The following is a 26,043-nucleotide window of genomic DNA, read 5'->3' on the forward strand; positions in this document are numbered from 1 at the left end:
AGCCCCTGGCTGGTCCGGGTCCAGGGGCGGACAGCCCCTGGTGGGGCCTGGGGCAACGCCCCAGCGCAGCGATTCAGCCTGGCAACCGCCTGATCGGCGGCGAGAACCGCGACGTTACCCATCGCGCGAGCCGTGGGAACCAGAGGGCCACGCCGTAGGAGCGCGGGTACACGATGCGTGCCTTTTTCCGCTCGACGGCGCGGACCACGAGGCGTGCGAGTTCGTCTGCGGTGCCGACGGGGGAGAGACGCGACGTGAACGTGGGCTCGTACTTCTCGTAGCCTTTGCGCCCCATGTCTGTGTCGACGGGCCCTGGATATACCGTGACCACGTGCACGCCCGTGCCGCGCAGCTCGCCTCGTAGGCCTTCCGAGGCGTTTGCCAGCGCGCCTTTCGAGGCATTGTAATAGTACATGCCTGGCATGGGCGTGATTGCCGCCATCGAGGCGATGTCGACGATGGCGCCGCTTCGGCGCGCGATCATTCCTGGCAGGACGGCGCGCGTGAGGCGCATCGGCGTGAGGACGTTCAGGCGCAGCAGCATCTCGCCTGCGTCGACGGCGGCGAGCTCCGTTGGCTCGATGTTCTGCACGCCCGCGTTGTTCACGAGCACGTCGATGGGACCGAGCTCCTTCTCGGCGGGCGTGATCCAGTCTGTCGCGCGCTCTGGCAGGGAGAGATCGGCCTGGTGGAGGAAGGCGCGGCCCGAGAGCTCGCGTGCGATGGCGTCGAGCCGATCTTTGCGACGTGCGACGAGCGAGAGGACCGCGCCTTTCGCGGCGAACGCGCGCGCCAAGGCCTCCCCGATGCCGACGGACGCACCCGTGATGGCGACGTGCATGCGGAGGCCTTACTACGAAGGCGCCGCCGATGCACCTCGCTAGGCCATGATCGTGACCATGCGGAAGATTGGCGCTGCGAGCGCCTCGTCGCCGCGGATTGTGGCCTCGGCTCGTGCCTTCGTGGGGTCTTTCCCCTTCGTCCAGAGCCGCCATGCGCTGTCTGCGTCGAGCTCCACCGTCGTCTGCGCTGTCGTCTCCCGCGAGGCGACGAGCTCCCAGCGATCTGCGGCGCGTACGAGCTGCCACGTGCCGCCTGCTTCGCCCGTGATCACGATGTCGACCCCGGCGCCGTCCGCGGCGGGGACATCACGGTAGGCGTGCGGGGCGCCTCGCAGGAAGGCGTCGATCACCGGGTGCATGTAGCGACGCTCCTTCAGGCCCGGCCGGCCCACGGCGTCGCGGATCTGCTGCTGGTGATGCCATTTTTCCGTGTACTCGCGGGCCACGTCGAACCAGTTCTGCGACCACTCCTCGCCTGCCCAGGCCACGCTGAAGATCGCCGGGCCCTCGGGCGCGAGGCCCTCGAAGAGCACGGCCACCTCCTCGTCGGCTTGGCGGAGCATGTCCACGAGCATGCGCGGCGAGAGCCTGCGCGCCGCCACCATCCACTCGGAGTTGAGCCGCTGGATGAACTCCACCATCGCCTCGAACGAGCGCATCTCGGGCGCCGGGATCACGTGCCCGTCCCGCTGGAACGACAGGCGCCGGAGCGAGCCGTCGAGCAGGTGCGCCGCGAGGTCCTTCACGTCCCGCGTCGCGTGCACCGTCGGCTTGCTCCAGTCGTCCGGACCGAGCGAGCCGAGCAGGTCGTGGAGGGCTGCGGAGACGTCGCGGAAGAGGTGCGCGGTGGGGATGGGGGGCAGAGGCGTCACGCGGCGACTCTACCCCGCTTCCCGTGGGAAAACTATTGCCGGCAGCAGCGGAAGCCGATGTTCGGCAGGAGCGTGCCCTCGGCCGCGCGGGCCGGTAGCTCCATCGTGCAGGCGAGGCCGAGCGCAGGCGAGAGGTACGAACCGCCGTGAAGCTGGAAGATGCGGTTCGGCGCGGCCGCGGCGTTCGTCTGGGTGCGCGTCCACTCGGTCACGTTGCCCGAGAGATCACGCGGCCCTGCGCCCGAGACGCACGCCGCGAGGCTTCCCGTCGCGACGGCCGCGCCCATGGCTGCGGGGTTGTCCACGCCGAGGCAGGCCATCGCGTCGTACGTCGCGCCATACGGATACAGCATGCTCGCGGGCCCGCGGCAGGCCGCTTCGAGCTCGGCGGCGGAGCACAGGCGGAAGCCCGGCCCGCGCGCCGCGCAGGCGGCCTCGGCCTCGGCGAACGAGCCGCCCGTCCAGGGCAACACCTGCGGCTTGCTGCAGGCCACCGATTCGAGGATGCCGGCCGCCTGCATGCTCGCGTCGGGCCGTGAGGCCTCGTAACGATCCACGAAGGCGGGCGGGTTCGATCCGGGAATCGCATCCATGTCGAACGCGGAGGGGTCGAGCTCCTCGTCGACGAACCCGTCGCAATCGTCGTCGACGCCGTTGCAGAGCTCGGCCGTCGGCGGCGCCGCGTCGGGCAGGATCGAGAGATCGCAGGTCGTCGTGGCCGGGTTCTGCGGATCGCAGACGACCACGCCGACGTCGACGCATTTGCCGAGGCCGCCGTCGTCGCAGGCCGAGCCGAGGTCCTGGAACCACTCGTCGACGCTGCCGTCGCAGTTGCCGTCGACGCCGTCGCAGCGCGTCTCGGTGACCCGCACGAAGCCGGCGACGACCTCGACCTCGGGCGGATACACGCACGACCAGCCCGAAGCGCCGTTGCAGACGACCATCGTCCCCTCGCAGGGCGTCCCGGCCGTCACGGTGCAGAGGTTCGAGGGCGCGACGAGATCCGGATCGGCCGAATCGACCTTGCCGTCGCAATCGTCGTCGATCCCGTTGCATTGCTCGGGGCCGAGCACCGGCACCGGGCAGGCGTACTCGCAGCCGTTTTTCGGGTCCCCGTCGACGTCGTACGAGCCGGCGACGCAGGTGTCGACCACGCACACGCCCTGCTCGCAGCGCGGGAACGCGCTCGGCAGGAGGCATTTGTTGTCGCACGCGCCGCAGTTGTCGACGTCGTTCAGGAGGTCGGCGTCGCAGGGCGGGCCGCCGCCCACCTGCGAAAAACCGCCGAAGCCGATTCCACCTTCGCCGCCCTCGCCGCCCACGCCACCCATGCCGCCGGAGGCGCCGCTGCCCGAGGGATCGGCGCCGCAGGAGAAGCAAAACGCGTCGTCCACGCAGCCGCTCCCGAGCAGGACGGCGAACATCCCCGGCAGCAGGGCCGCGAAGACCCCGAGCCGCATCGTTCGTCCCGTTTTCATGCCGCCTCCTTGCGCGACGCGCGCGCGCCGCGGCGACGACCGAGGCCGAGCGCTGCGAGGGCCACGAGGCCCGCGATCACGCCCGCGTTCTGCCGCTCGTCGGCCACGATGCCGCAGGTGCAACCGCCGCCGCCCGTGGCCAATCCGTACGCGTCGTCGTTCGACGCGCCGGCGCTGCCCGTGCTGGTCGCGGGAGCGCCGCCGATCCCGCCATTGCCGCCGTCGCCGCCATTGCCGCCGCTGCCGCCCTCGCCGCCGGCGCCGCCCATCCCGGCGTCGGGCGCCTCCACGCAGACGCCGTCCACGCAGACCTGGCCCGGGTTGCAGCTCACCTGATCACACGTCGCCTTGAGGCAATACCCGTCGTCGTTGCACGACAGGCCCGGCGGGCACGGGAATTCACCACCCGTGCAGGGAATCGCGCATTGCGCCTCGATGCATTTGCTGTCGCCGGGGCACGGCGCCATGTTGTCGCCCACGCCGTCGCAGTCCTCGTCGAGCCCGTTGCAGAGCTCTTCTTTCGGACCGACGAAGCCCACGCAGACGGGCATCGCGTTGATGCAGAGCACGGTGCCGAGCTGGCACGGGCTCTGATCGTTCGGCGCCATGAGCTCGCCGCAGGGAACGCCGAAGATCGTCGGCTGGTTCGTCGAGACGTCCGGCTCCTCGTCGATGTTGAAATCGCAGTCGTTGTCGACGCCGTCGCAGACCTCCGGCGACGGGATGCAGCTCGGGCAATCGAGCGGCAGGCCCGCGGCGTCCTCGTCGACGAGGCCGTCGCAATCGTCGTCCATGCTGTTGCAGACCTCGGCCATGGGCGCCGCGCCCGGATCCGTGATGCCGCACTCGGTGCCCGAGCCGTCGGCCTTGCAGACGTAGGTGCCGACGCCGAGGCAGGCGCCGATCTCGCCGTCCGTGCAGGGCTGACCCTTCTCGGGGAAATCCTCGTCGATGAGGTTGTCGCAATCGTCGTCGAGGCCGTTGCAGAGCTCGAACTTCTGGTTCTGCCCGATGATCTGCGCGAGCGCGTTCGCGAGCTCGCTCTTCGACGACACGAAAAACGCCTGGCCCGTGCCGCCGGCGGCCGCGATCTGGTTGAGCTGCGTCTGCTCGCTCGGGAGCACGGAGAAGCCGATCACGTAGGTCGGGACGGGCTTTCCGTTGATGCCCGCGAGCAGCGCCGCCGCCGCCGCCTGGGGGTTGCCCTGGCAGCTCTCGGCGCCGTCCGTGAGCAGAATCGCGGCGTACGAACGGCACGCCGCGGCGCTGTCGCAGGTGACGACGGGCGTGAGGTAATCGTAGGTCGCCTGGAGCGCGCCCGCGAGCGGCGTCGGACCCGAGCCGCGCACCTCGCAGTTGCCCATGGAGCAGTGGTTGCCTTCCATGGTGGTCGCGTCGAACATCGCGTCGGCGTCCTCGACGCCGTCGAGCCATTTCAAATACCGGTTCACGGACTGGTTGAACCCGACGAGGAACTGCGCGCCGCGCCGCGGAGGACCGCAGGATCCCGCGTAGTTGATGCAGTCCGAGGTCGGGGTCATCTCCATCGCCTCGGCCGGCCAGCCGATCGGGATGTTGCCCGTGAACGTCGCATTGTTCGGATACCCCGCGCCCGGATAGAGCTGCGAGAGGACGCACTGGTTGTCCGGGTACACCGAGGGGTACGGCGGCGGGAGGTTGTCCGAGGGATCGTCGTACGAGCAGCAGCTCTGCGCGCACTCGAAGTTCGCCGCGGACTGGCAGCTCCGGTTGACGCCGACGTCCTGGTAATACCGGGCGAGCGCATAATCGCTCTCCGGGAAGGCGCTGAGCACCTGCGAGAGCGCCTGCTTCGCGATGAACAGGCGCGAATTGTTGCCCGCCGTCGCGTCCGGATCGCTGCCCGTATCGACGCCCGGAAAATCGACCGATCCGTCGCCGAAGGTGGGGTTACCCGCGAGGTCGTTCAGCATCGAGCCCGACGTGTCGAGCACGAGCGCGAAGCGCGGGCGCGCGTCCGACGCCGGCACGAGGCACTGCGCCGGATCGTAGTCGCAGATCTGCGGGACGCCGTTCATGCACGCCTGGATCATCGAGCCGTCCGGGCAAGGGATCACGCCGAGGTCCTCGTCGACCATGCCGTCGAAATCGTTGTCCCAGCCGTCGCAGATCTCGCCGACGTAGGCGCTGTCGATCTGGAGCTCGCCCGCGCCGCCGCCCGCCTCGCCGGCGCAGATCGGGCAGATGCCGCCGTTCGCGCCGCGCACGTCGAAGATCGCCTGCGGGTGGATCGTGCCGACGCGCGACTGCACGTTAATGATGCCGCCGCCGCCGCCGCCCGCGCAATCGTCGCAGGTGCCGTTGTTCTGCGTGGCGCGGCACTCGACCTCGTTGTCCATCGGGTCGAGCGGCGTGCACTGGTTCGACGCGTTGGCGCAGACCGAGCCGAGATCACCGCCGAGGTTCTTGCACGTCTGCCCGAGCAGCGTGTTGCATTGCGCGTTCGAGGTGCACGGCGTGCAGTTGCAGGGGCTGCAGCGGCCCGCCGTACAGGTCTGTCCGGCCCCGCAGTCGGCGTTCACCGTGCAAGGCAGGCACTTCGGCTGCGAGTCGCCGCCGCGGCCGCCGTGGGCGCTGATGCGCGCGGTGCTGGCCACGTTCACATGATCGCCGATGATCAGGATCGACCCGCCCGCGCCGCCGCCCGCCGAGTCGTTGCCCGCAGCGCAGCCGCGGTGCCCGTCGGCGCTGATCCCGCCGGCGATGTCGATCTTGCCGTCCTGCACAGCCGTCGCCGCAAAGAGCACGATCCGCCCGCCGCCGCGCCCCGCGCGGAGCCCCGCTTCGTAGCCGTCGCGACACCCCTTGTCGCCGCCGGCCGCGCCGAACTCGACTTCGTAGATGCTGTGCCGGTATGGCAAGCCCGCGACCGTGGGGAACCCGTCGCCCGCGCCGTTCGCGCTGTTCGTCGTGCCGTAACAGACGGCCTTGTTCGGATCGTTCGCCGCGACGCACGCGTTGCCGGCGGCGTTGAGGTTCCCGCAGTCCTCCTCCCACTCCTGCGGGAACTCGCACGCGGTCGTCGAACCGACGATGAAGCAGTCCTTCGTGCCGCGCCCGCCCTGCCCGAAATGCGCGCCGCCGCCGCCGGAGTCGAGCACCGAGCAGCCGCCGCGCCCGCCGGCGAGCGGCGACATCGCTGGCCCCTCGCCGTCGTTGCACAAAAGGCCTCGGTAGCCCGAACCCTTCGCGATGATCCGCGAGGTCGCGTCGATCGTGATCTGGTTGGCTTTGAGAACGAGGTTGCCGGTGGTCGTTTTGTTCGTCCCGTCGTAGGGCGCGACGCAAACGAGGGCGCCCTTGGTCAAGGACACGACGCCGAATGTCTTTTCGCCGCCGTAACGACAGGCGACGTTCTGCGCGGGGGTCGGGTTGACCTGGCAGAGTCGATCCACGGGCGTGCCGCCGTCGGGGCACACCGCGGGCCCGGCGACGCTGCCGTCGAGGATCAGGTCCGCGGCGTAGGCACGCGGGCCGAGGAGGAGGAGCACGGCGAGCGCAGCGAAGGCGCACGCGAAGGCGCGAAAGCGTAACATGCCAGTTTCGCAATCTAGAGAAGCGGTGTCCGCTTGTCCATCGTCGCGGCGGGCGCTCTGCAATCGCGATAGCGATGACGCCCTCCGCCGCGCGGCGTACCATCAGCGAAGCACAGCCGGAGGTCCTTTCCATGCGCCTTTCTTCCTTTCGAACCGCGCAGTTCATCGCGGCAAACGCCGTCCTCGCCCTCGCCCTGCTCGCATGCGAGAGCAAGATCACCGATACGAACCACGGAAGTGGTGGGGGAGCCGCAAGCGGCACCGGAAGCGGCGGCGCAGGCGGCAGCGGAGGCATGGGCGGCAGCGGCGGCGAAGCCGGGAGCGGCGGCGCGGGCGGCGCCGGAGGCGACGGCGGGAGCGGCGGCGCGGGCGGAGGCGGCGGCGTCGAATACTCCGCGTCGAACCTGTTCACGCACGTCCCGCGGTTCATCGTCTTCAAGGCCGATCCCGCGCGGAACGTCTGCTTCCGCCTCTTCGTCGAGATGGGCTCGACCTCGACGATCGCAATCGAGGCCACGGCCCCGTGGATCGTCTCGCATGCGGACGTGACGAACCAGGCGAGCGACTGCGCCACGCCGGGAGGTTTTCCCCCGCAACCGATGAGCTCCGCGCCCGCCGTCTCCGGCGGCGGAACGTTGGTGGTCGAAGGAACGTTCCCCTGCTCGATCTCGCTGCACGGCGCGCTCACGTTCGACGCCCAGGCCCCGTGGGTCCCGATGACGGAGCCCTTCGACGTCGACGCGCTGCCCGTCGAAGGCGGCTGCGGCTGAACGTCAGCCGCCCGTGATCCCCTCCTCGGCCGCGACCTCGAGCACGCGGCGGTTCTCCGCGACGCGCGACAGAAACCTCTGACGCGCCTCTTCGGTATCGAGGCGCGAAGCCATCCACAGGACCCGCTCACGCGCGGCGGAGAGCTCCACGCGCATCCGCTCGGAATCGCCCGCCGCGCGAAGCGCGAGAACACGCGCGAGCCGCACGCCGATTTCGTCGGTCCCCATACGACCGATCGACGCGAGGATCTCCATCGCCGCTTCGGAATGCTCGAGCGCCGCGGCCACGTCGCCCTGCGCGAGCCGGATGCCGGCGAGCACGGCGAGCGCCATCGTATCGTACCGGCGCATGCCCGCGAGGAGCCGGCGCGCCTCGATCGCCTTCGCCGCCGCGGCGTCGAGATCGCCCTGCGCGAGCAAGCAGCGCGCGAGCTTGATCCGCGTGAGGCCCCCGAGGCGCATGTCTCCCTGCGTTTCGAGCTCACGCTCCGCCTCCGAGAGCGTGGCGAGCGCCTCGTCGTACCGACCGAGGAAGTAAAGCGCGCTGCCGAGGCTGCCCCGCGCGGCCGAGAGGATCCGCGACAAACCGAGCCGATTCGCCGAGGCGAGGAGCTCGTGGCAAAGCTCTCGCGCGCGCTCCGCTTCGCCGATGTCGATGAAAAAGAAGCAGGCGTCGAGGCGCTGCGAGCAGGCGCTGCGCAGATCCCCCGCGCGCTCGAAGATCGCCGCAGCTTCGAGGAAATGCGCCGCCGTCGCGTCGTACCGCCACGCGCGGCTCGCGCGGCTCGCCGCGAGCACCTGGAGCAAGGCCTGCGTCCCGAGCTCGCGGTCCGAAGGATCGTCGAGGAAGGGCAGGATCAAGCGCAAAAGCTCCTGCGAGACCTCGTATTGCCCGGTGATGAAGGCCTGGAGGCCCGCGCGGATGGCCACCTGGATGTAGGCATCGCTCTGCTCGCCGCGCGCGCCGAGCTCCGAGAGTGTTCCGCAAAGCGAGGCGAGCTTGTCCTGCGCGAGGCGCCTTCCCGCCGCGATCGCGAGCGCCGAGGCCGCCTCGAACCAGCGCGGCGTGCCCGGTTCGAGCACACGCATCGCCTCCTCGGCGAGCCGCTCGGCCTCCTCGAACGCGCCTTGCCAGTGCGCGGCCTCGGCCTTGAGCGCGAGGCACTCCCCGAGGACACGCCCCGCGGCGCCCCGCGCGACCACCCGATCCACGTGCCGGTTCACGGCCAGGAAATCGCCGGCTTCGAGCGCCTCCCGCGCCGCTCGGTGGTGGTGGACGACGGCGCGCTCGAGGTCGCTGCCTTGATCGAAATGTTCTGCCAGCACGGCCGCGCGGGTCTCGCCCGCGGCTTCGAGCCAGGCACCCGCGAGCGCGTGCCCGACGGCGCGATCCGCGGGCGTGAGCATCGCATACGCCGCCTCCCGGAAGAGCGCGTGGCGGAAGCCGTATTCGCGTTCCTCCGGGAAACGCGCCTCGCGCCGCGTCTGCACGACCTCCCGATCGCAGAGCAGCGTGATCCACTGCTCGACCTCCGAAGGGCCGAGCGCGTCGCCGACGAGCGCCGTGACCCCGCCGCGCCAGAACGTCTCGCCGAAGATCGAGGCCGCGCGCAGGATCCGCCGCGCCTCGAATGGCAGCCGCTCGATACGCGATTGCACCATCGCGAGCACCGTCTCCGGCAGCGTCGACGAGCCCGACGATTCGACCGCCGCGCGCGCGAGCTCTTCGAGGAACAGCGGATGCCCCGCGCCTCGATCCACGATGGCCTGCACGTCCTCTTCCCGTGCCTCGTCGCCGAGGCTCCGCCGCACGAGCGTCGCCGCCGCCCGCCGCGACAGTCCCGAGAGGCGCAGGTGGTGCACCTCGCGCTCGGCGAAGATCCCGGGAAACAGCTCCAGCGTCTCCGGCCGCCCGAGCGCGAGCACGAAGAGCGGCCGCGCATGAAGGTTGCGGAGCAAACGATCGAGGAGTTTTACGGTGGGAGCGTCGCCCCAGTGCAGGTCTTCGAGCACGAGGACGAGCGGGCGCGTGGTCGTGACGCCCTCCACGAGATCCTCGAACGCGAGCCGGAGCTGATCGCCCATCAGCATAGGATCCCGGCGCGCCGCGCGGAGAAGCTCGCCCTCGTCCGATCCGGGCCGAGGCGCCTCCACGAGCTCGCCGAGGAACGTGGTGATGCGCTCTTCGTTCGCCGGCGTGACGCGTGAATCGAGGAAGGCGCGCAGCGCGTCGTGACGAACCTCGGCCGGTGTTCCGTCGCGGATCTTCGCCGCGTCACGGAGCGCCGATGCGATGAGCCCAAACGATGCGCCCGCGCAGAGCGGCTCCCCACGCCCCACCCAGATCTCGACGGAGGGCTCGATGCGCCGGAACGACGCGAGGACCTCACGCCCGAGCCGCGATTTGCCCGCCCCGGCCTCGCCCACGATGACCGCGGCCGCCGCGCGCGACTCGCCCACGACGTCCTCGAAGAGCCGCTCGATGTACCCGACCTCCCGCTCACGCCCGACGAACGGCGCGGCCCGGCCCGCGAGCTGCCGCGAAGGTTCGCCCGACGGATCCTCGGCGACGAGCACGTGCAGATCGCCGAGGCGCTCCAGCGTGAAACGCGCATCGAGCAGCCCACGCGTCGTCTCGTCGATCACGATCCCGGCCATGTCCTCGGGCGCGGAACGCAGCAGCGCCCCGGCACGCGCGGCCGCATCGGAGAACAGGGATCCTGCGCCCGCGCTCCCGCGCCCCGTCGTGAGCGCGAGCGGCCGCCCTGCCCCGAGCGCCCGCATTTCGAGCGCGCATCGCGCCGCCGCCGTGGCTTGATCCGTCGCGGCCCCGCGCCCCGCGAGCGCCACGAGGACCGTCCCGTCCCCGAGCGCCTCGATCCGCCCGCCGAGCGGCGCCGCCACGCGCGTGACCGCTTGCACGAGCGCGGGATCACGCCGTTCGAGCACGGTGTCGTCGAGCGGCGAGGTGCTCGGCAAAGGCGCCGCCGCGAGCAGCACGACCGACACGAGCCGGAGCTCCTCGCCGGTGAGCGAAGGCGGCCGCTCGGTCAGGATCGGCCGCGGACCGAACCGGCTCGGCTCGATCGCGGCGAGCGCCGTCGCGACCTCACTCGCGGGGCAAAGCCTCCGCTCGGGATCCTTCTCCAGGAGGGCCGCCACGAGCGCATCGAGCTCGGGGGGCATGGAGGGCATGATCGAGCGGAGGCGCGGCGCGGGCTCGAAGAGGATCTGCGAGATCACGCCGAGGATGTGGTCTGTCGCGACGAACGGCTTTTGCCCCGTGAGGCATTCGAAGAGCAAGGCGCCGAGCGCGTAGAGATCGGCCCGGCCATCCACGTCACGCGCGCCGCGGATCTGCTCGGGCGCCATGTACGCGGGCGTGCCGACGAGCGCCCCCGTGAGCGTGGCCGTCTGCGTGCCCGTGACACGCGCGAGGCCAAAATCGATGACCTTCACCCGCGCCGGATCCCGCTCGACCAGAAAGACGTTGTGGGGTTTCACGTCGCGATGAACGATCCCGAGCGCGTGCGCGGCCCCGAGCGCCTCCGCGACCGCGCGCCCGATCGTGAGCGCATCCTCCGGCGCGAGCGGGCCACGCGAGATACGCCGCGCGAGATCCTCACCTTCGAGCCACTCCATCGCGAGCCATGGCCGCTCGCCGGCGAGCACGCCGTGCCCGAGGCAAGCGACGATCGCGGGGTGCGAGAGGCGCTCGAGCGCGGCGACCTCCCGCTGGAATCGCTCCTCCGTCTGCGCGCCCGCCGAGCGGAGGACCTTGAGCGCCACGGGCGTCCCCGAGCCGATGTCCGTGGCTCGGTACACCTCCCCCATGCCGCCTTCGCCCGCGAGATGCTCGATCACGAATCGCTGCGCGACGACCGTGCCGGCTTGCATCATCGCACACTTTTACCTGCCTTCGGGCGCTCGGGCCATGACGAGCACGCCCCCGACCCGCCCCACGTCCCCGCGCCATGCGCTTTGCAACGAGGGCCGCGCGAGTACACTCCCGGCCCCGAGGCGGTGAGCGATCGTGACGAACCCGGAAGAACCCAACGAAGCCCGCGTGGTGGGCCTGAACCCCGTGGACTTCGTGCTCGCGCTGGTCGTCGCCTCGCTCGCGACGGCCCTCGTGCTCCTCGACCGGCTCGTGCTCCCGGCCTTCGCCAAGATGTACGACGACTTCGCCAGCGGCCTCGTCTTGCCGCTCGTGACGCGCGCCGTGCTCGGCCACGTGACCCCGCTCGGCGGAGCCGCGGGCGCGATCGCGCTCGCTGCCCTTGGAATGTTCGCGCGGAAGCGTGGCGAGGGCAGGCTCGCGGTGGGGCTTTTCCTCGGAGGGATCGCGCTCGCCATCGGCGCGGTCGGCCTCTCGATGTACGGGCTCTACGCGCCGATGTTCGATCTGGCGGGGAAGGTCAAACCCTAGATCAGCGGCGCCGCTTGCGACGCGGGCGCTCTTCCTCTTCGTCGTCGTTCTCGGGCATCTCGCCGATCTGCTTGTTGTATTTGCGCGCGGTGTTCGCCGCCCTCTGCGGGTCGTCGATCGGGTGCTCGCGCTTCGTCCGCGCGTAGCCGGCCCAGGCCACGCCGCCGCCCACGAGGCCCAGGATCAAGCCGCCCGTCCCCGCGTAGATGGTCCACGCGGGCCGGTCGACGTTGCCGTACTGATCCTTCTCCCCCATGAGGGGAAAGATGAACATGCCGGCGATGGCCAGCGCGCCGCCCGCGATCGCGAGCCCGAGCCCGACGCGGTTCATGGTCACGCCGGTGGAGCGATAGTCGGCGATCTGGTTCGCCGTCTCGGTGTCACCCGCGATCTTGTAGAAGTCCTGATCGTCGATGGGCGTATCGCCCTGAAAAACCTGCCAGCGCGTGACGTCGTACGAGCCGACCTGATTCTCGTAGAGCGACGACGTGCCCACGAGCCGGCCCGACGAGTCGCGGTGCTGGACCTCGCCGACCTTCGCCTGCGTGACATACGTGTGCGTCTCGGTCCGAACCTCGACGTTGAGCGGCTCACCCGTGGACTCGGTGCCCGTCTTGGGCAGGTGGGCGCAACCCCAAGATCCCACGGCAAGGACCGCGACGACGGGAACCGCACTCCACCCAATTTTGCGACGAGGCTCGATCTGACTCATGGACCCTCCGACGAATCGGGAGGAGACAGCACCGACGGAAGGCTGTCAACGGTCCGTGAGCAGCAGCGTCAGCGCCCCAGCATCGCGCGGAGCGTCTCGTCGAGGTATCGCACCGCGAGGCCCACCGTCCGCCGCTGGCTTTCGAGGCTCGGGCCGAGCACGGGCGCGACTTCCATCACGTCGCCCGCCACGATCCCCACCTCGCGGCCGAGCCGCCGGATGAGCTCCACCACGAAATCCGGCTCGAGCCCGCCAGGCTCCGGCGTGCCCGTCGCGTCGGCGAATCGCTCGTCGGTCCCGTCGATGTCATTGGAGAAATAAACGCCCGTCACGCCCCGTTCTTTCAGGTGCGAAAGGAGCGCGTCGAGCGTCGCCTCGGGTTTGGCGAGGCACTCCTCCGCCCAGAATTGCCGCACGCCGAGGCTCTGCTCCCAATGTCCACGCTCGTGCCGCGAGGCCCGCGTGCCGACCTGCACGAGCCGCCCGTCACGGCCGAAAAGCTCGTTCGCATGGTAAGACCACGTCGCGAAGCACATGCGAATCCCGAGGCGCTCGGGCAAAAGATCGGTGTGCGCGTCGGGCTGCACGATGCCCCAGCGCTCCTTCGACGGCGGGCGGACCCGCGCAAGCGCGGCAGCGACGGGCCAGGCCGTCGAATGATCACCGCCAATGACGAAGGGTTTCACGGTGGGGTTGATCTGAAACACGAGATCGAGCGCACGCTCGGCAATCGAGAGCGGCGAGACGGGCAGGCGCTCGGCAACGCCTTCAGGGACATTCGGGTAAAGCGCCTTCCGGGAGGCAGCCTTTTGCGCCTCGCTCAGCATGTCGTCCGAGAGGAGCTGGGGGACGACAAAGACGTCGCCGATGTCGACGACGCCGAGCTCAGCCGCGCGCGCCGGAAAATCCGGCTGCTCTTCGAGCAGGCGCGAGCGGATCGCCTGCGGACCGAGGTTCGCCCCACGCCGGAAGCCCGCGCCGACGTCCGAGGGCACGCCGAGGATCACGACACGCGCCGCGCGGATGCGCGAAAGCGCTTCGAGGTGCTTTTGCTGCACAGCCTCGTCGCTCGCGACCTGGTAGAGCGCGCGTTGCAGAGCAAGCTGCTCGGCACGCCCCGTCGAGACCAGGTGCAACCCGCCTCCCGCGGGCCGGAGGAGAACGGCGAGCTCTTCGATCGGCGTCATGGCCGGCTAGCGTAGGCCAGAAGGCACCGGCGCGCACTCGGCTGGCTCAGCGCAGCGTAGCGCCGGGGTTTCACCCCGGACCCCGACCAGGGGTTGTCCACCCCTGGACCCGGACCAGCGCAAGCGCTGGACTCGGGGTCGATGAACTGCGCGATGCGCAGTTCATCGAACAGGCCGAGTCAAGACTGGCGGCGGGATTGCCCGTCAAAACCGCAGCACGGACGTCTGCTCGAAGGAGGCGCAGCGCTGCCGTCCTGGCTGGCCAGATGGCCCTTGGTCTTGCCACCGGCCCGTTGGAAGAACTGCGCATCGCGCAGTTCTTCCACCAAAGGTCCAGCGCTTGCGCTGGTTCGGGTCGAGGGGCGAACAGCCCCCGCGGGGCCCGGGGCAGCGCCCCGGCGCAACGGCTGCCCACCGAACCCTTGCTCAGCCCGGAGCCGCGGCCCCGCGCTCCGTGACGAGTACGACTTTGCCCTTCACGCGCCGCTCGGCCATCGCGGTGAGCGCTGCGCTCGCCTGGTCGAGCGGGTAGGTCTGCTCGACGTGCGGGCGGATCTGGCCGTCACGCACCCACCCGAAGAGCTCGGTAAGGCCCTCGCGGTATCGCTCGGGCTCGCGCATCGTGAACGAGCCCCAGAACACGCCGAGGATCGAGCAGCCCTTCAAGAGTGTGAGGTTTAGCGGGATCTTCGGGATGTCACCTGCGGCGAACCCGACCACGAGGTAGCGACCGCGCCAGGCCATGGCGCGCAGCGCTGGCTCGGCGAATGGGCCTCCGACCGGGTCGTACACGACGTCGACGCCGTTCGGCGCGAGCGCCTTGAGACGCGCCTTGAGGTCTTCCCGGCTGTAGTTCACGACCTCGTCGGCACCGCGTGATCGACAAACCTCCAGTTTGTCGTCGCTCGAAGCGCAGGCGATGACGCGCGCGCCGAGCAGCTTTCCGATCTCGATCGCGGCGACACCCACGCCGCCCGCTGCGCCGAGCACGACGAGCGTCTCGCCGGCCTTCAGCGCGGCCCGATCGACGAGCGCGTGATGCGTGGTTCCATAGGCCACGAGCAGCGTCGAGGCGGTGACGAGATCGATCCCGTCTGGCACCTTGACGACTTGCCCTTCGCCCAGCGCGACCTCCTCGGCGAAGCAGCCGTACGGGGCCCAGGCGACCACCCGATCGCCGACCGCGAGCGACGTCACGCCGCTGCCCACGGACGTCACGATCCCGGAGACCTCGCCGCCTGGCGAGAAGGGCAGGCTCGGCTTGAACTGGTATTTGTCCTGGATGACGAGGAGGTCCGGGAAATTGACCGAGGCTGCGTGGACCGAGACGATCACCTGGCCCGCGTCGGGCGTGGGGCTCGGCAGGTCCTCGACGACGAGCGATTCGGGGGGCCCGAAGGCCTTGCAAAGGACGGCTTTCATCGTGTGTTCGTGGATCCTTCTACCTCAAGGCGCGAACTTGCGGATCCAGGCGTTGTAGCCCTGGTCCGTCGTGAGCTCGGTGCCCACGACGAAGATTTCGGAAGCGGCATTCGTGGTGATCCCCTCGCCGTAATCGGCGCCGTCCGCCGTGCCGTTGTGCACGTCGGTCCAGAGCTCATTGCCGGCGGAATCGTACTTCCGGGTCCAGATGTCCGTCGAGAGGGCGGGGGTCATCTCGTAGCCCGTCACGACCACATTGCCGCTCGGGTCGCTGGCCACGGCGTAGATCACGTCCTGGCCCGCGGGGACGTTGCTCGAATGGGTCTGGGTCCAGAGCTCCTCTCCATTCGCGTCGTACTTGCGCAGCCAGGCGTCGAGGCCGAAGTTCGTGGTCTCGGCGCCGCCGACGAAGACGTTCCCCTCCGGAGCGACCGCGACCGCCAGCGCGAAATCGTCATTGTGGATCGCGCCGTCGTAGATGCGCGTCCATGCCTCGATCGGGCTGGCGCCGTCGTCCACCAGCTTGGTCAATGCGATGTCCGTGAAGCCCGCCTCGTTCGTGAAGTAGCCGGCCACGTAGATGGAATTGCCGTCGAGCGCGATCCCCTGCGCCGAGTCGGTCCCGTTGCCCGGCCCGTCCGTGTGCCGCTGCCACATGATCAGGCCGGTTTGGCTGGACAACTTCAGCACGGAGAACTCGCTCCCCCCGGCGTTCGTCATCATGCCCCCGGCGACGTAGAGGTGCCCTGCGCCTTGTAGGGCGACGCCCCACGCGTAATCGTAGCCGCCGGCCTGGCCGTCGAAGCTCCGCGACCACATCGGCTCGCCGTTCGGGTCGTATTTGCGAGCGATGAGGTTCGTCGTCCCATCGGCCATGGTCTCGTACCCGACGGCGTACACGTTGCGCGTCTGATCGACCGCGACGCCGTAAATGCCGTCGTCGAGCCCCGCCGCGCCGGCGATTTGCCGATACCACAGCGGGTTGCCCTGCGGATCGAGCATCGCGACGAACCCGTCGTAATGGCCGGGGTTCCCCGCGACCCCGACGAGCCCGCCGACGACGATGTTGCCGTTGTTGTCCAGCCGGACGCTCGTCAGTTCCTCGCCCGTCGACCCCGGGACGCCCTGGCTCTTCGTGTAGAGCACCGTGCCCGAGACGATGCAGTCGTGGTTGCAGCCGTCGCCGTCGATCCCGTTGGCATCGTCGCATGCCTCGACGGCCGCGTAGACGAATCCGTCGCCGCAGAACGCCGCCTCGCAACTGGTCTTGCACGCGCCGGTGTCGCTGTTCAGCGCGCCGTCGTCGCATTGCTCGCCCACGTCGACCACGCCATCGCCGCAGAAGCCCATGGTGCCGCCGGACCCGCCGACGCCGCCGACGCCGCCCGTACCGCCGACGCCGCCAACGCCGCCCGTACCGCCGACACCTCCAACGCCGCCCGTACCGCCGACGCCCCCGATGCCACCCGTGCCTCCGACGCCGCCGAAACCGCCCGCGCCGCCGTTCCCGGCAAACCCTCCGTCACCATCCGAGCCGCCGTCGCCGGTGGCCGGGCTCGATCGACCGCAACCGCTGGCAGCAGCAAACCCGGCGAGGAGAAGGGCAAGGATCGGCGTCGTGGTAAGTCGAGGTGCCATGGTATGTGCGACATTTGCCACGGGGACCGTGATGCCACAAGGCCGAGCCGTGGGCCCGGGACGCGTTTTCCCGCGTCCCGGGCCGTGTCGCCCCCCATCCTGCTTCAGAACGGCATCTCTTCGAGCATCTCCGTTTTCCGCGGCGGCGCGCCGTTGCGCTTCCGCGGGGGCCGGGCCGGCGGCGCGGGCTCCGGCACGGCCTCCGGCTCCTCCTGCGGGAGCGGCATCTCCATCGGCGCGACGTCGTCGTCCGCGTCGCGCCGCAGCGCCCCCGCATGCTCGCGGTGCGCCGCCGGCGCGGGGCCGCCCGCGAGGCAGATGTCACGCGCGTGCACCTCGGTCTTGTACCGCTTCTGCCCGTCCTTCTCGTAACTCGACGTGCGCAGCGTCCCCTCCACGAGCACGCACGACCCCTTGCCCAGGACCCGCGACAAGCCCTCGGCGCGCGGGCCGAACACGACCACGCTGTGCCACTCGGTCCGCTCCGTGAGCTCGCGGTTCCGGTCGAGGAACGATTCGTTCGTCGCCATGCGGAATTGCAACACCGCCGTCCCGCTGCCCGCATACCGAAGCTCCGGATCCGCGCCGAGGTTGCCGAGAAGCACCACCCTGTTCATGCCGTCGCTCATGTCGTCCTCCATGCCTTCTTCATCAATTCGAATGGTTTTTCCTGAAATGCCCCGTCAGGCCGCCTTCTCCGCCGGCCGCGCGCCCACGCGCGCCTCCGAGCCCGCGATCACCGCGGCGCGCAGGGTCGAAAAGAGCCGCTCGTTCGCGAGCAGCGTCTCCCGCGCGCGCTCGCGTCCTTGCCCGAGGTGCTCGCCGCCGAAGGAGAGGTGCGCTCCGCTCTTCTCGACGATGCCGATCTGGCAGCCGTAATCGATGAGGTCCGAGGCCGCGTCGACGCCGGTCCCCCAGCGGATGTCGAACTCGGCCTCGCGGAACGGCGGCGCGAGCTTGTTCTTGACCACCTTCACCCGCGTCCGCGAGCCCACCGCCTCGTCGCCGACCTTCACCGGCCCGATACGGCGCACGTCGAGCCGTACGCTCGCGTAAAACTTCAGCGCATTGCCGCCCGTCGTGGTCTCGGGGTTGCCGAACGTGACCCCGATCTTCTGCCGGAGCTGGTTGATGAACACGAGCGTCGTGCCCGTGCGGTGCGCGATCGCCGTGAGCTTGCGGAGCGCCTGGCTCATGAGCCGCGCCTGCAGCCCCATGTGCGCGTCGCCCATGTCGCCCTCGATCTCCGCCTTGGGCACGAGCGCCGCCACGGAATCGACCACCACGATGTCGACCGCGCCGCTCCGCGTGAGCGTCTCGGCGATCTCGAGCGCCTGCTCGCCGCAATCCGGCTGCGAGACGAGCAGCCGCTCCGTGTCGACCCCGACGGCGCGCGCATAACTCACGTCGAATGCATGCTCGGCGTCGATGAACGCCGCGACGCCGCCCGCGGCCTGCGCCTCGCGCATCGCGTGCAGGGTGAGCGTCGTCTTGCCGCCGCTCTCCGGCCCGTAAATCTCGACGATCCGGCCGCGCGGATAACCGCCGATGCCGAGCGCCGCGTCGAGGGCCATCGCGCCCGTGCCGATCACCCGTACATCCGTCTCCGCCTCGTCCCCGAGCGACATGATCGCCCCTTTGCCGAATTGCTTCTCGATCGAGCCCACGACCGTCTTCACCGTCCGCATCTTCTCCAAGAGCTCCGTCATCATGGGAAAACCGCCTTTCTTGCCCGTTACTTCGACCGCCGCAGAATCCAGTTGCTAAAAAAATCGTTTTTCTTGGCCGGCTAGCGCCGCGCCGCCGCCCGGCCGTCTCGATCGAGCAGCCGCGCCTGGATCGCCTCGGCCACGTGGCTCGCCCGCACGGGCCCGCCGTCGTCGAGATCCGCGATCGTCCGCGCCACGCGCAGCACCTTGCCGTAGGCCCGCGCCGAGAGGCCGAGCCGCTCCACCGCCTGCCCGAGGATCGCCCGGCCCGCCGCGTCCGGCGCCGCCACCCGCTCGACGTCGCGCGGGCCGAGCTCCGCGTTCGTCGGGGCGCTCGTCTCGCCCGCCTCCCGCCGCGCCGATTGGATCGCCCGCGCCGCGATCACGCGCCGCCGCACCTCCGCGCTCGCCTCCCCGCGCTCCTTGCCCGCGAGGTGCGAAACGTCCACGGGCGGCAGCGGCACCTGCAAATCGAGCCGATCGAGGAGTGGCCCGGACAAACGCGCTCGATACCCCCGCACACGCTCGGGGCTGCAGGCGCAGCGGCGCTTCTCGTCCCCGAACAAACCGCAGGGACACGGGTTCACCGCGGCGACCACGAGCGGCCGCGCCGGGAACGCCACGCGGCTCTGCGCGCGGCAGATCGTGACGAGGCCATCTTCGAGCGGCTGCCGCAAGACCTCGAGCGCGCTCCGCTTGAATTCGAGCAATTCGTCGAGGAACAGGCAGCCGTGGTGCGCGAGCGAGACCTCGCCGGGCCGGATCGGCTCCCCTCCGCCCACGAGGCCCGCGGGGCTCACGGTGTGGTGCGGCGCGCGAAACGGCCTCGCCTGCGCGAGGCCCCGATCCGAGGGCAAGAGCCCCGCGACCGAATGGATCGCCGTCACTTCGAGGGCCTCGTCGTACGAGAGAGGCGGCAGAATCGTCGGAAGCCGCCGCGCCAGCATGGTTTTTCCCGCGCCCGGCGGGCCCATCATCAAGAGGTTGTGCCCACCCGCCGCCGCGATCTCGAGCGCGCGCCGCGCCACGTGCTGGCCTCGCACCTCCGCGAGATCCACGGCCGCCTCCGCGAGGTTTTCCGCGAGCGACGGCCGCGGCCCGGCCGATGGGAGGTCCCCTTCCCCCGCCAGCGCCGACACGACGTCGCCGAGGTGATCGGCAACGAGGACCTCGAGCCCCGGCACGCTCGCCGCCTCGGCCCCGTTGTACCGCGGAACCACGGCGCGCCCGAGCCCACGCGCCGCCGCGCCTCGCAGCGCCGGCAAGACGCCACGCACGGGCCGGATCGCGCCCGTCAGCGACAGCTCGCCGAGGAACGCGAGCCCGCGGAGCGCCTCGCCCGGCACCTTGCCGAGCGCGCCGAGCACCGCCATGGCGATCGCGAGATCGAAGGCGCCGCCGCTCTTGCGCAGATCGGCGGGCGCGAGGTTCACCGTGATCACGTGCTCGTCGAGGGCCACGCCGATCTGCGAGAGCGCCGAGCGCACGCGCACCCGGCTCTCGCGCACGCTCGCCTCGGCGAGCCCCACGAGCTGGAACGACGCCGGCCCGCGGCCGGAATCCACCTCGACGCGCACGGGAGACGCGTCGAGGCCCACGAGAATGAAGGTCAGGGCCGTCGCCTGCATGGAAGCCCCTTTTTGCGAGCGCCGTGCCGGCCCGAGAAATGCGGAAAACCCTGGGTTTTTCGGGTGGCCGGGGGTGGCGGCGCGGATTTCCGCCTGGCGGCCGCCAGGGGTCCCGCCTTTCCGGCGCGCGTGGTAGGGTCGTCGCCGATGGGGCGTCGCCTCGATCCAGCCATGGCCGCGCTCGGGCTCGCAGCGCTCGTGATCGCGGGATGCGACCGGACCTCCCGCGTCGACGTCGAGGGCCGGATCCGGCTCCCCGAGCGCACCGACGCCGCGCTCGTCGTCCCGCTCGAAGGCGCGAAAAACCCATTCCCCGTGGACACGTCGGGACGGTTCGTCGGGACATACGGCGCCCTCGGCGTGACGCCGGACCACATCCCGCTCTTCGTCCACGTCCCCGGCCGTCGCCCCGTCGTGCTCGTGCCCGGCCGTGATTTCCGCATCGAGGAGCAAGACGGCTCGTTCCACGCCGAGATCGATCTCGACCCGTCCCGCGCGCGCGCGGCGCGTCCCCTCGCGCTCGCGTGCACGGCCGAGTCCTGCACCGCGGATTTGCCTGCGGAAGCGAAAAGCTGCGTCTCCACGGTCGTCGTGCTCGACGGCCCGAAGACCACGCTCGTCGCGCCCGGCATCGAGCGCCGGGACGACGGCGGCACGCGCCTCGTCGCGTTTTTCCCGCTGCCGCGGCAACGCTCACGTTCCCTCGTCGTCGTGAGCACCTGCGGCGACGAGGCCTACGTCTCGGAGATCGCGACCTTCGACGGCCCTTGAGGCGGCTCGTCCGGGCGGTACACTCCGCGCGATGATTCGAAGGCGTTCGTCACGTACGCTCCTCGTCGCCGCCGCGCTCGTGGTTTTCCCCGCATGCCGCCGCGACGAGAGCGCCGCGCCGGGCGACGCGGGAACCGACGCCTCTCCTTCGGGGACCGCTTCCGCCGCCGCAAATCCCGCGCCTCCGCCGCCCGACCTCGCGCCCGCGCCCGACGTCCCCTCGGATCACTCGCTCCCGGCGACCGAACCCCGGCGCTTTTTGGTCAAACGATTCGAGGACGACCCGCAGCTCTCCCTCCATCGCGACGCCGTCCTCGCGCATTTCGGGACGAACGTGGCGTTTCCGCTCTCCTTGCAGGTCGAGGCGCTCCCGGGGGATCGACAGGCCCTCCTCCTCGAGGATTCGTCCCAGCCCGACAAACCGCTCGTGCTGGTCGTCGCCGCGGACGGCACGCGGGCGTGGACGAAGGAAATGCCGCTCGCGGGAATCGTGCCGGGCGTGCGGGAAATGACCATGGTGCGTGGCCCGGATTCGTCGGTCGGCGTGGCCTTTTGTGATGCGAAAGGAGAGCTCGCGGCGCTCCGCGCTTGGACCTCGGAGGGCGGGATCTTCGCCGATTACGAGGTGCTCGAGATCCCCCATTGCGAGGCCATTTCCGCGCTGTACTGGCCGGGGCACGGGCACGTCGTCGTGGCCGCGGGCGAGGGCGAGGCGCGCGCCTCGCGTATCGACGAGCGGGGCATGCGCGCGTGGGGTCGATCGGGGCTCACGCTCCCCTGGAAGCCGGATCTGGGCGCGGCCGTCGTGATCCTGGTCGATACCGAGGATACGTTCGTCCTCGTCGGCGCGGGCTCGGCCGAGGGGCCCCTCTCGCGGCGGGAAGAGGCCGTGTTCGCCATGCGGTACGACGAGCGCGGCAAAGAGCTCTGGCCCGCGCCGATCGCCGTGGGGCGCCCCTCCGGAAAGGCGCCGAAACGCCCCACGGCGCGCGTGGTCGCGACGGGCAAGATGGAAATCGAATTGATGGAGGGCGCGGCGCGGCGGAGGCTCGAGCTTTCGTCGGAAGGAAACGTGGTCGTCCTGCCCGAGCGGCGCTGAGGCGCTCGTCCGCTCGACAAAGACGTCGCGGCGCGCGAAACGAGGGAACCATCCGCCGCCCTCGTTCGTGGTACGCCGAGACGTTTCATGATGAAGCGACAAACAACGCACCGCATCACCGTCGAGCTGCTGGAGGCGGCGGCTCGGGGCGAGAGGGTGGCGGCGGGTACGCTCGCGGATTTCATCTACGGGAGGGTGCAGAGCGTCCTCCACGCAGGTCCCGACGTCGAAGACGCGACCCAGGAGGCGTTCGTGGCCGTCATCGTGGCCCTGCGCACCCGCCGATACGACGCGTCCGTCGAGGACAAGCACGCCTGGGTCGTCAAGATCGCGGTGCGCAAGGCGATCGACGTACGGCGCAGGCGCGAGCGCGAACGCCAGGTGTTCGACGGGCCGACCTCGGACGAGGCCACGGACCCGGCGAGCGCGGACCCGATCTCGCGCATCGAGCAAAAGCAACAAGCCGCGCGCGTGAACGGCGTGGTCAAGGACCTCAACGAGACCGATCGCGCGCTCCTCTTGCTTCGATACCACGAGGATCTCAGCTACGAGGACATCGCGCAGGCGCTCTCGATCCCGCTCGGAACCGTGAAATCGCGGCTCTCGCGGCTGATCGAGAAGCTCAAGCTCGAGCTCGGCCTCGCGTTCCCTGCCCTCGCGCCGCGGCACGAGCAGGGCGAAGGCGACCTGTCCGGGAGCGAGGTATGAAGCGCTCGCAGGCGAGGAAACAAAAAGCCGCGGCGCCCGCCCCGAAAAAGGGGTTCGCCAAGCTCATCACGCTCTTCGTCCGCCCGCGCAACGACGTCCGCGCGGCGGAGAAGAAACGCGCGGCGTCACATCCGCCGCGCCCGATGCCCGTGCCGTTCGTCCTGCCCGCGCGCCCGAAGGCCGCCGCGCCGGAGCCGGAGCCCGCTTCCGATCCGATCCTGCGCTCGGTGCTCGCGGCGCTCGCGCCCGAGCCCGATACACACGCGCCGGAAGCGCTGCGCGAGCGGCTCGCGCTCTGGGCCGAGCAGACGTCGGATCCGTTCCCCGAGGAGCTCGATCCCGTCCTCGAAGCGCTCGCGCCGCGCGCCTCGGCGCCCGCGGCGCTCCGGGAAAACCTCGTCGCCTGGGCCGAGGAGACGGCCGAGCCCAAAGCGCCCGCGCCGCTCGACGCCGCCGCGGCGGACGCCCCGTCTCTCTGGAAGAAGCTCCGCCGCTTCGCCCGCGTCCTCCTGGAGCGGCTCCGCAATGCTTCCCGCGGCGCGCGTTAACGTTCTCCGCTAAGCTCCTGCCGACCATGCACCCCGACGGGTATTTCGCGCTCGTCCTCGATCCGCCCTCCGCCGAGATCCTCCGGCAGCGCTTTTGCACCTTGCCGCGCCCGATCGCCCATCATTGCACCGTGCGGTACGGCACGAAAAACCCGGCCGATCTGCCGCCTCCTTTCACGGCGAACGACCTCGGCCGCACCTTCACCCTCGCCGTGACGGGATATGCGCGGCGGGAAGACGGTGGGGTCGAGGCCGTGGTCGTGGGGCTCCTCCTGGCCGACGGGAAGCTCCTCGAAAGTGGTTTTACCGAGAATGCCATTCCGCACGTGACCGTCGCGACGGACGGCGTCACGGAACCGGCGACCGCGAACGACCTGCTCCGGGCCGGCTTCGAGCGAATCACAGGGCCCCTGCTCCTCGCACGGCTCGAACACACGTGGGCGTCGTCGAGCCAGGAGGAGCCGCAGGGCGCCTGATTACTTCCGCAGCTTTTGCAGCGCCGTCCGTGCCCGCGATCGATACCCCTCGACCTCGGTCCCGAGACCAGCGATCCGCGTGCGGAGCTCCTTCACCCGCGCTTCCTTCTCCAAGATCTGCTTCGTGAATTTTTCCCCGTCTTCCTTCGATCGCGTCGCGGCGAGGTAACCCCGCAGCCGGCCGAGATCCTGCACGAGCTCATCGAGATCCGCCCTTCGTTTCGGCAAGAGGCTCTCGCGCGCTTGGGCGTCCGTCAGGTGGTTTGCCGCCTCTTCGAGGGCGGCTCGTTGCGCCGCGGGCAATTTCGGCGCGTCCACCATGGCCCGCAGCGACTGCGGGGTCAGCGTCGTGATGTCCGTCCGCCGAGACAGACCCTCGTCGGCCTCGACCCGCCGCACCTTCTTCGATCGCGGCTCGCTCGCGAACACCGCGAACGGCTTGTTCGATACGACATCGAAATCGAGCTCGTCCGCGCCGTTCACGGTCGCGTTGCGCACGAGGTCGAGGTTCAAGAACACCGTCCGCGCCCCGCCGCTCCGGTTCTCGATGGTGTAATCGACGCGCGTGTGCCGGATGAAATGCTCGACGAGCTGATCCCCCTGGTACTCGACGAGCTGCACCTCGTCCGTGACCAGCATGTTGTCTTGCGTGAGCTCGACGTCGATGTCCGAGCCGAACGCGATGAAGCGGGTCTCGCTGGGCTTCAGGCGGTCGATCTGCGCCTCACCCGCGAAACCTCCGTCGGCGAAGAACGAAATGGGGCCCGCGGGCAAGGTCTGCTTCGTGTCGTTCTTGATGCGCGCCGCGCTCCGGCCGACGTAGCCCGCGCCTTCGAACCACACGATCCGCCGCGCGGAGATCGATTGTTGCAAAAATGGCAGGAGCGCCGAGCCATGCGCCCGGAGGTCGATCGGAGCGGGCATCGAATACCGGAAGAGCGCGCCCGCTTCCATGCCCTCGGCCTCGGCGATCTTCGCGAGATCCCCCACGGAGAGCACCGTGCTCGATCCCTGATCGCTGCCCGATCCCGTTCCGCTCCCGTGCCCGATCGTCCCGACCCTTCCGATCCCGATCCCCTCGCCGTGCCCGCCCCCGCCCGCGCCGAGGCCCGAGAATCCGAGGCCGCCCGGGCCGAACGTATCGCCGATCATCTCGCTCCACATCGCATCCGCGGTTTGCAGGACGAGCTGCGGGATCGTGGAGAGCGGCTCGCTCGGCGTGAGGAGCTCGCGGCGCGTGTAGCGCGGGGCCGCGAGCGGATACAGGAACGAATCGGGGCGGCCGTTGACGAGCTCGATCTTGACCCTGTTCCACTCCTCGTCCGTGTCGTTGTGGACGAGCGCCCAGCCTTGCAGAATGCCGCGTTGCTCCTTGTTGCTGAGCACCATCCGGTACGTCGAGCGCCACACTGGCGCCTCCGCGACATACCCGAGCGTCACGTCGGACGTGCTCTCGGCGAGGACGCGCAAATCACGCCGCGCCGACGCGCCTTGCGGCGAGGCCACGGACGCGCTCGCGCCGAGGCGCGCGGCTTGCGAAGGATCCGTGGGTTTGACGCCGACCACGTCGGACAGGAAAAACTTCCGGATCTCGGCCTCCGTCGTGAGGACGAGCAGCGTCGTCTCTTTTCGCGGCACGCACCGGGCGGACGCGCCCTCGCCTTGCTTTTTCGCCCCCTCGCCCTCGGCGACCGGTACACACGGGCCCGGCTCGTCGTCGCTCGGGTCGAGCACGTCGACGAGTTTTCCTTTCACGGTCTCGCGCGCCGTGCGGAGCTCGATGCCGCTGCCCTTCAAGCTGCGGAGCAGGCTCGCGTGCGTCACGGGGCCCGATCCCTCGGGCAAACCCGCGAGCGCCCGGCCGTTCTCCACGCTGATGCTACTCGCGAACTCGATGCCCGCGACGCTGGTTTTCCCGTCGGTCCCGAGCACGACGAGCGTCTTCAGCGCGTCGTCGAGGTGCGAGACCGGCACAGGCAACGCAAGCCCGGCGTCCCGGCTGACCCTACCCGATCGCTCGAAGTACCCGACCCCCGACTCATAGAGGCGCACGGTCTTCAAAGGGAGCGGCGGCTTCGGCGCGGTCTGCGCCACGGCATGCCCGCTCGTCGCAAGGAGCGCTGTCGCAAGAATGGCGGAAAAGTAGCGGGGAGTCGAAAGCATCGAATGGGCCTCGGGG

General features: G+C 70.1%; 20 protein-coding genes. 7 read left to right on the forward strand and 13 right to left on the reverse strand.

Translation table 11 applies throughout. The annotated features are described in order from the left end of the window. Positions 1-73: 73 nt before the first annotated feature. From QHF84_RS06390 to QHF84_RS06405, 4 genes are read right to left on the reverse strand one after another with little or no spacing between them, the layout of a single operon-like run. Positions 74-841 carry an SDR family NAD(P)-dependent oxidoreductase gene (locus QHF84_RS06390; protein ID WP_281312281.1) on the reverse strand — a complete coding sequence of 256 codons (768 nt, stop codon included), beginning with the start codon at positions 839-841 and terminating at the stop codon, positions 74-76. Between the two features lie 39 nt (positions 842-880). Then, positions 881-1,714 carry a maleylpyruvate isomerase N-terminal domain-containing protein gene (locus QHF84_RS06395; protein WP_281312282.1) on the reverse strand — a complete coding sequence of 278 codons (834 nt, stop codon included), beginning with the start codon at positions 1,712-1,714 and terminating at the stop codon, positions 881-883. A 32-nt stretch (positions 1,715-1,746) separates the two neighbouring features. Further along, positions 1,747-3,192, reverse strand: coding sequence for a MopE-related protein (locus tag QHF84_RS06400; protein ID WP_281312283.1), 1,446 nt, complete (start codon positions 3,190-3,192; stop codon positions 1,747-1,749). Then, a complete protein-coding gene (locus QHF84_RS06405; RefSeq protein ID WP_281312284.1) occupies positions 3,189-6,767 on the reverse strand; it encodes a vWA domain-containing protein in 3,579 nt (1,192 codons plus the stop codon). Before QHF84_RS06405 ends, QHF84_RS06400 begins: the two co-directional genes overlap by 4 nt. Before the next feature lie 131 nt (positions 6,768-6,898). Between QHF84_RS06405 and QHF84_RS06410 the strand changes: the two genes are divergently transcribed. After that, complete coding sequence (locus QHF84_RS06410) at positions 6,899-7,537, forward strand: hypothetical protein (protein WP_281312285.1); 639 nt, start codon at positions 6,899-6,901, stop codon at positions 7,535-7,537. A 3-nt stretch (positions 7,538-7,540) separates the two neighbouring features. On the opposite strand, the gene QHF84_RS06415 is transcribed toward QHF84_RS06410, so the two are convergent. Beyond that, a complete protein-coding gene (locus tag QHF84_RS06415) occupies positions 7,541-11,437 on the reverse strand; it encodes a protein kinase (protein ID WP_281312286.1) in 3,897 nt (1,298 codons plus the stop codon). A gap of 133 nt (positions 11,438-11,570) precedes the next feature. On the opposite strand from QHF84_RS06415, the gene QHF84_RS06420 reads away from it, so the two are divergent. Beyond that, on the forward strand, positions 11,571-11,966 hold the full coding sequence (locus QHF84_RS06420) for a hypothetical protein (RefSeq protein ID WP_281312287.1): 396 nt from the start codon (positions 11,571-11,573) through the stop codon (positions 11,964-11,966). A 1-nt stretch (position 11,967) separates the two neighbouring features. Here QHF84_RS06420 and QHF84_RS06425 read toward each other — a convergent pair whose 3' ends face one another. The 7 genes from QHF84_RS06425 to QHF84_RS06455 form a co-directional block, all read right to left on the reverse strand. Next, positions 11,968-12,612 (reverse strand): hypothetical protein, encoded by a 645-nt coding sequence (locus QHF84_RS06425; protein WP_281312288.1) that lies wholly within the window; start codon positions 12,610-12,612, stop codon positions 11,968-11,970. Between the two features lie 134 nt (positions 12,613-12,746). Beyond that, positions 12,747-13,865, reverse strand: a complete 1,119-nt coding sequence (locus QHF84_RS06430; protein WP_281312289.1) for an arginase family protein — start codon at positions 13,863-13,865, stop codon at positions 12,747-12,749. A gap of 426 nt (positions 13,866-14,291) precedes the next feature. Continuing rightward, on the reverse strand, positions 14,292-15,287 hold the full coding sequence (locus QHF84_RS06435; RefSeq protein WP_281312290.1) for an NADPH:quinone oxidoreductase family protein: 996 nt from the start codon (positions 15,285-15,287) through the stop codon (positions 14,292-14,294). Positions 15,288-15,311: 24 nt separating this feature from the next. Beyond that, positions 15,312-16,925 carry a hypothetical protein gene (locus QHF84_RS06440; protein ID WP_281312291.1) on the reverse strand — a complete coding sequence of 538 codons (1,614 nt, stop codon included), beginning with the start codon at positions 16,923-16,925 and terminating at the stop codon, positions 15,312-15,314. A gap of 104 nt (positions 16,926-17,029) precedes the next feature. Next, positions 17,030-17,554: a single-stranded DNA-binding protein gene (ssb, locus tag QHF84_RS06445; protein WP_281312292.1), complete on the reverse strand. Its 525-nt coding sequence runs from the start codon at positions 17,552-17,554 to the stop codon at positions 17,030-17,032. A 54-nt stretch (positions 17,555-17,608) separates the two neighbouring features. Then, positions 17,609-18,634 carry a recombinase RecA gene (gene recA, locus QHF84_RS06450; protein ID WP_348652843.1) on the reverse strand — a complete coding sequence of 342 codons (1,026 nt, stop codon included), beginning with the start codon at positions 18,632-18,634 and terminating at the stop codon, positions 17,609-17,611. Between the two features lie 80 nt (positions 18,635-18,714). Beyond that, positions 18,715-20,262: a YifB family Mg chelatase-like AAA ATPase gene (locus tag QHF84_RS06455; RefSeq protein WP_281312294.1), complete on the reverse strand. Its 1,548-nt coding sequence runs from the start codon at positions 20,260-20,262 to the stop codon at positions 18,715-18,717. 147 nt (positions 20,263-20,409) lie between these two features. Here QHF84_RS06455 and QHF84_RS06460 point away from each other — a divergent pair, with 147 nt between their 5' ends. The 5 genes from QHF84_RS06460 (at position 20,410) to QHF84_RS06480 (ending at position 23,864) form a co-directional block, all read left to right on the forward strand. After that, positions 20,410-21,033 (forward strand): hypothetical protein, encoded by a 624-nt coding sequence (locus QHF84_RS06460; RefSeq protein ID WP_281312295.1) that lies wholly within the window; start codon positions 20,410-20,412, stop codon positions 21,031-21,033. A 31-nt stretch (positions 21,034-21,064) separates the two neighbouring features. Beyond that, entirely contained in the window at positions 21,065-22,132 is a 1,068-nt protein-coding gene (locus QHF84_RS06465; protein WP_281312296.1) for a hypothetical protein, read from the forward strand. An 87-nt stretch (positions 22,133-22,219) separates the two neighbouring features. Further along, positions 22,220-22,840: a sigma-70 family RNA polymerase sigma factor gene (locus QHF84_RS06470; RefSeq protein ID WP_281312297.1), complete on the forward strand. Its 621-nt coding sequence runs from the start codon at positions 22,220-22,222 to the stop codon at positions 22,838-22,840. Beyond that, entirely contained in the window at positions 22,837-23,388 is a 552-nt protein-coding gene (locus QHF84_RS06475) for a hypothetical protein (protein WP_281312298.1), read from the forward strand. The genes QHF84_RS06470 and QHF84_RS06475 overlap by 4 nt, the downstream gene beginning before the upstream one ends. A gap of 26 nt (positions 23,389-23,414) precedes the next feature. After that, positions 23,415-23,864, forward strand: a complete 450-nt coding sequence (locus tag QHF84_RS06480) for a hypothetical protein (RefSeq protein ID WP_281312299.1) — start codon at positions 23,415-23,417, stop codon at positions 23,862-23,864. On the opposite strand, the gene QHF84_RS06485 is transcribed toward QHF84_RS06480, so the two are convergent. Further along, positions 23,865-26,027: a hypothetical protein gene (locus QHF84_RS06485; RefSeq protein WP_281312300.1), complete on the reverse strand. Its 2,163-nt coding sequence runs from the start codon at positions 26,025-26,027 to the stop codon at positions 23,865-23,867. Between the last annotated feature and the right edge of the window lie 16 nt (positions 26,028-26,043).

This window comes from Polyangium sp. y55x31 (assembly GCF_029946505.1).
In the GTDB taxonomy this organism is placed as follows: domain Bacteria; phylum Myxococcota_A; class Polyangia; order Polyangiales; family Polyangiaceae; genus Polyangium.

Excerpts from the sequence above, each read along its gene's own strand:
- ssb (WP_281312292.1), bottom strand. The coding sequence starts at position 17,554 with ATGAGCGACGGCATGAACAGGGTGGTGCTTCTCGGCAACCTCGGCGCG.
- QHF84_RS06470 (WP_281312297.1), top strand. The coding sequence starts at position 22,220 with ATGATGAAGCGACAAACAACGCACCGCATCACCGTCGAGCTGCTGGAG.
- QHF84_RS06435 (WP_281312290.1), bottom strand. The coding sequence starts at position 15,287 with ATGAAAGCCGTCCTTTGCAAGGCCTTCGGGCCCCCCGAATCGCTCGTC.
- QHF84_RS06485 (WP_281312300.1), bottom strand. The coding sequence starts at position 26,027 with ATGCTTTCGACTCCCCGCTACTTTTCCGCCATTCTTGCGACAGCGCTC.
- QHF84_RS06390 (WP_281312281.1), bottom strand. The coding sequence starts at position 841 with ATGCACGTCGCCATCACGGGTGCGTCCGTCGGCATCGGGGAGGCCTTG.
- QHF84_RS06430 (WP_281312289.1), bottom strand. The coding sequence starts at position 13,865 with ATGACGCCGATCGAAGAGCTCGCCGTTCTCCTCCGGCCCGCGGGAGGC.
- QHF84_RS06440 (WP_281312291.1), bottom strand. The coding sequence starts at position 16,925 with ATGGCACCTCGACTTACCACGACGCCGATCCTTGCCCTTCTCCTCGCC.
- QHF84_RS06400 (WP_281312283.1), bottom strand. The coding sequence starts at position 3,192 with ATGAAAACGGGACGAACGATGCGGCTCGGGGTCTTCGCGGCCCTGCTG.
- QHF84_RS06460 (WP_281312295.1), top strand. The coding sequence starts at position 20,410 with ATGGGGCGTCGCCTCGATCCAGCCATGGCCGCGCTCGGGCTCGCAGCG.
- QHF84_RS06405 (WP_281312284.1), bottom strand. The coding sequence starts at position 6,767 with ATGTTACGCTTTCGCGCCTTCGCGTGCGCCTTCGCTGCGCTCGCCGTG.
- QHF84_RS06410 (WP_281312285.1), top strand. The coding sequence starts at position 6,899 with ATGCGCCTTTCTTCCTTTCGAACCGCGCAGTTCATCGCGGCAAACGCC.
- QHF84_RS06415 (WP_281312286.1), bottom strand. The coding sequence starts at position 11,437 with ATGATGCAAGCCGGCACGGTCGTCGCGCAGCGATTCGTGATCGAGCAT.
- QHF84_RS06465 (WP_281312296.1), top strand. The coding sequence starts at position 21,065 with ATGATTCGAAGGCGTTCGTCACGTACGCTCCTCGTCGCCGCCGCGCTC.
- QHF84_RS06455 (WP_281312294.1), bottom strand. The coding sequence starts at position 20,262 with ATGCAGGCGACGGCCCTGACCTTCATTCTCGTGGGCCTCGACGCGTCT.
- QHF84_RS06480 (WP_281312299.1), top strand. The coding sequence starts at position 23,415 with ATGCACCCCGACGGGTATTTCGCGCTCGTCCTCGATCCGCCCTCCGCC.
- recA (WP_348652843.1), bottom strand. The coding sequence starts at position 18,634 with ATGACGGAGCTCTTGGAGAAGATGCGGACGGTGAAGACGGTCGTGGGC.
- QHF84_RS06475 (WP_281312298.1), top strand. The coding sequence starts at position 22,837 with ATGAAGCGCTCGCAGGCGAGGAAACAAAAAGCCGCGGCGCCCGCCCCG.